Source organism: Methylobacterium indicum, from assembly GCF_001043895.1.
Taxonomy (GTDB): Bacteria; Pseudomonadota; Alphaproteobacteria; order Rhizobiales; family Beijerinckiaceae; genus Methylobacterium; species Methylobacterium indicum.
Genome location: NZ_JTHF01000280.1, coordinates 1 through 3,657, shown reverse-complemented (window position 1 = coordinate 3,657; position 3,657 = coordinate 1). Strand labels below are relative to the sequence as shown.

Genomic DNA, 3,657 nt, shown 5'->3' with positions numbered 1-3,657 from the left:
AGGCCGAGCCGGGCGGCGGCCCGCGCCCGGATCAGCTGCTCGCGCCGGGGCCGGACCCGCGGGAGGATCAGGGACGGTCGGTCGAAGGACAGGATCTCGCAGAAGGTGTTGTAGCCGCCCATCGCCACCACGCCGGCGGCCCGGCGCATCAGCCGCTCCAGCCGGGCATCGAAGCCGAGGGAGGACAGCCGCGGATGGGCGGCGATGCGGGCGCCGAGCGCGGCCTGCTCGGCCGCCGGAAAGAACGGCCCGAACACCACCAGCGCCGGGTGCTCCAGGGGGTGGGCCTCGTAGGCCCGCACCACCGCCTCGACGAGCTCGACCCCGTCGCCGCCGCCGCCCGGGGTGACGAGGAGGAACGGCTCCCGCGCCGCCTCCTCGGGTCCCTCGGAGTCGGGCGCCTCGCGCCGGAGGTAGCCGGTATAGGTCAGGCGCCCGGCGACGCCCGCCGGCAGCGCCAGCCCGTCGAGGGGGGCGTAGATCGCCTCCAGGCCGTAGACCCAGAGCGAATCGTAGAGCGGCAGCACCGCGAGGGCGCCCTTGCGCTCCCATTCGGGCGCCAGCAGCGCCGGATCGTCGAGGACGTCGCGCAGGCCGAGCACCAGCCGGCAGCCGCGGGCCTTGAGGCGGTGGAGCGCCGGCAGCACCTCGCCGTGGAAGCCCGCCGGCTCCTTGTCGACGAGGAAGAGGTCGGGATCGAAGCGCTCGGCGACGTGGCGGATCAGGGCGGCGCGGGTCGCCACCACCTCGTCGAGGCCATGGCCGGGCCCGAGGCTCTGGTACTCGCCGGAGGCGAGCTTGGTCACGCCCGGCAGGCGCCGGCAGGTCACCCCGGGGGCGAACCGGAAGGCGTGGCTCACCGGCGAGCCGGACAGGATCACCACCCGCCGCTCCGGCGCCTCCGCCACGAGCGCGTGCGCGATCGCCCGCGCGCGGCGCAGATGGCCGAGCCCGAACGTGTCGTGCGAGTAGATCAGCACCCGCTGCGGGGACGCGCCGGGCGCGGGGAGGGGAAAGCTCATCAGGCGGGCGTCGCGATCCGCGGGGACGCGGCGGAGCTGGCAAGGAAGCAGGCCCGTGCGGACACGGCGGGCCGGGGGCGGCTCAACGGGTTCGGCATCGGGTGGCGGCTCTCCCGGGCGCGGGAGGCCAGAGTAGCGCATCCTCCCCCGGGCCGGCTACCCGGGCCCGGGGAGCGCCCGGCGGTTATGGCCAGGCTTGTGGCGCCGCCGCATCGTCGGCCGTCCGGGACGGCGCGCGCGTGCGGGTTGGCGGCAAAGTTGCTAGGCGGTCGCCGCCGCCCGGGCCCGGACCCGGCCGGCCCGTTTTCCCACACAAGAAAAGTCAGGGATCCGCGATGCCCGAATGCCTCGTCTTCCGCGTGCCGACCCGGCACCCCGCCGACGTCTCGGGCCTCGACGCCCTGTTCGCCTCCGGCGCGCTCGCCCCCGCGGAGGTCGTCGCGGTGTTCGGCAAGACCGAGGGCAACGGCTGCGTCAACGACTTCACCCGGCCGCTCGCCGTGATGGCGCTGGAGGCCGCGCTCGGCGCCCGGCTCGGGCTCACGCCCGCCGCAGTCGGCGCCCGGGTCGCGCTCGTGATGTCCGGCGGCACCGAGGGCGGGCTCTCGCCCCATCTGCTAATCGTCGCCCGCCGCGAGGGGACCGGCGGCGGGGGCAGGGCGCTGGCGGTCGGCACCGCCTTCACGGACGACTTTCTCCCCGAGGAGATCGGCCGCATGGCGCAGGTGCGGGCGACCGCAGCGGCCGTCGAACGGGCCATGGCGGCGGCGGGCCTGACCGACCGGGACGACGTGCATTTCGTCCAGGTGAAGTGCCCGCTCCTCACCAGCGCCCGCATCCAGGAGGCCGCCGCCCGCGGGCAGGGCGTGTCCACCCACGACACCTACGCCTCGATGGGCCTGTCGCGGGGCGCCTCGGCGCTAGGCATCGGGCTGGCGCTCGGCGAGATCGCCGAATCCGCCCTCGACGATACCGTGATCGGCACCCGCACCGACCTGTTTTCGGGCCGCGCCAGCGCCTCGGCGGGGATCGAGCTGATGCGCAACGAGGTGATCGTGCTCGGCAACGCGCCGGGCTGGACCGGCCCCCTGCGCATCGCCCACCGGGTCATGCGCGACGGCATCGATCTTCCGGCGATCCAGGGTGCCCTCGCCGATCTCGGCCTGCCGGCCGCCGGCCAGCTCCCGCCCGAGGCGGCCGAGCGCGTCGTCGCGCTCTTGGCCAAGGCCGAGCCGACCGGCGACGGGCTGATCCGCGGCAACCGCCACATCATGAACGACGACAGCGACATCAACGCCACCCGGCACGCCCGGGCGCTCGTCGGCGGCGTCGCCGCCGCGGCGATCGGCCGGACGGACCTGTTCGTGTCGGGCGGGGCGGAGCACCAGGGGCCGGACGGCGGCGGGCCGGTGGCGGTGATCGCGCGGACGACCGGTGAGACGGGGCACGTCCGGTCGCGCCTGCCCCACCCTCATGCGCTACCATGACGGCATGACCACGACGACATGGGTCGACGACGACAGGGGTCGACGTCGGCGATGGGGGTGTCATGCCGAGCATCCTGCCCGCAACCTGGTCGGCCGCGGAGACCGCACTCTGGGAGCGGATCCGGTCGCACCCGTTCGAGCATCCGGACCAGGTTCTCGACTTCACCCGGCGGCTCGCCCGCGACCGGGACTGGAGCCTCGCCTTCGCGCGGGCGGCGGTCGAGGCCTATCGCCGGTTCTGCTTCCTCGCCTGCACCTCCGGCGAGCCGGTCACGCCGAGCGAGGAGGTGGACGAGGTCTGGCACCTCCACCTCACCTATTCGCGCGACTACTGGGAGGTGTGGTGCGGGGCGGTCCTGCGCACGGCGCTCCACCATGACCCGACCTCCGGCGGGCCGGCGGAGCAGGGCCGCTACGCCCGGCAATACGCCGCGACGCTCGCCCGGCACGAGGCCTATTTCGGCCCGCCCGATCCCGCGTTGTGGCCGGGCACGGGGGAGCGCTTCGGCCGCCGGCCGCGCTACCGGATCGTCGACACGCGGCGCAGCCTCGTCGTCGCCCGGCCTTGCCTCGGCCGGCGCCTGCTGTCCGCCCTCGCCGGAGCGATCCTCCTCGCCCCGCGGCCGGCGCTCGCCCTGCCGCTCAACCCCCTCGACTGGCCGGGAACGCCGTTCCTCTGGCTCGACGGGATCCTGGCGGCGGGGGCGCTCCTCGTCGGCGTCGTTCTGCGCGCGCGCTGCCGGCAGGCGGTCCGGATGGTGCCGTCGTCCGATCTCGGCCTCCCCGAACTCGCCTATCTCGCCGGAGGGCCGGACCGGGTGGCGGACGTGACGGCGCTCGCCCTCCACACCTGCGGTGCGGGAAACATCGATCCGACGCGAGGACTCTGGGTCTCGGCACGGGGCATCGCGCTTCCGCCCGACATCGAGGCCTTCCGGCCGCCGGACGGGCTGGCGACCCGCGGCCAGCTGATGCGGAGGCTGGCCGGGCCGACCGAGCGGCTGGCGGAGCGGCTCGCCGCGCGCGGCCTGTGCCCGAGCGCCGCGCAGCGCCGCCGGACGCTCGTCGTCTCGCTGAGCGCCGTGGCGCTGGTACTGGCCCTCGGCCTCGCCAAGGTGGGGTGGGTCGCCGGGACCGGGCGCCCGGTC

Annotated in this window: 3 protein-coding genes; 2 read left to right on the top strand and 1 reads right to left on the bottom strand. The window is 75.6% G+C overall.

Annotated features, from left to right (window positions below):
• A partial coding sequence (locus QR78_RS27175) for a glycosyltransferase family protein (RefSeq protein ID WP_048430734.1) occupies positions 1-1,022 on the bottom strand: 1,022 nt, incomplete at its 3' end.
• 335 nt (positions 1,023-1,357) lie between these two features.
• Here QR78_RS27175 and atzD point away from each other — a divergent pair.
• On the top strand, positions 1,358-2,509 hold the full coding sequence (atzD, locus tag QR78_RS27170; protein ID WP_048430733.1) for a cyanuric acid amidohydrolase: 1,152 nt from the start codon (positions 1,358-1,360) through the stop codon (positions 2,507-2,509).
• A 62-nt stretch (positions 2,510-2,571) separates the two neighbouring features.
• The coding region (locus QR78_RS33265) for a TIGR04222 domain-containing membrane protein (RefSeq protein ID WP_048430732.1) at positions 2,572-3,657 on the top strand (1,086 nt) is incomplete at its 3' end.

Coding starts and splice junctions, on each gene's coding strand:
- atzD (WP_048430733.1), top strand. CDS start 1,358: ATGCCCGAATGCCTCGTCTTCCGCGTGCCGACCCGGCACCCCGCCGAC.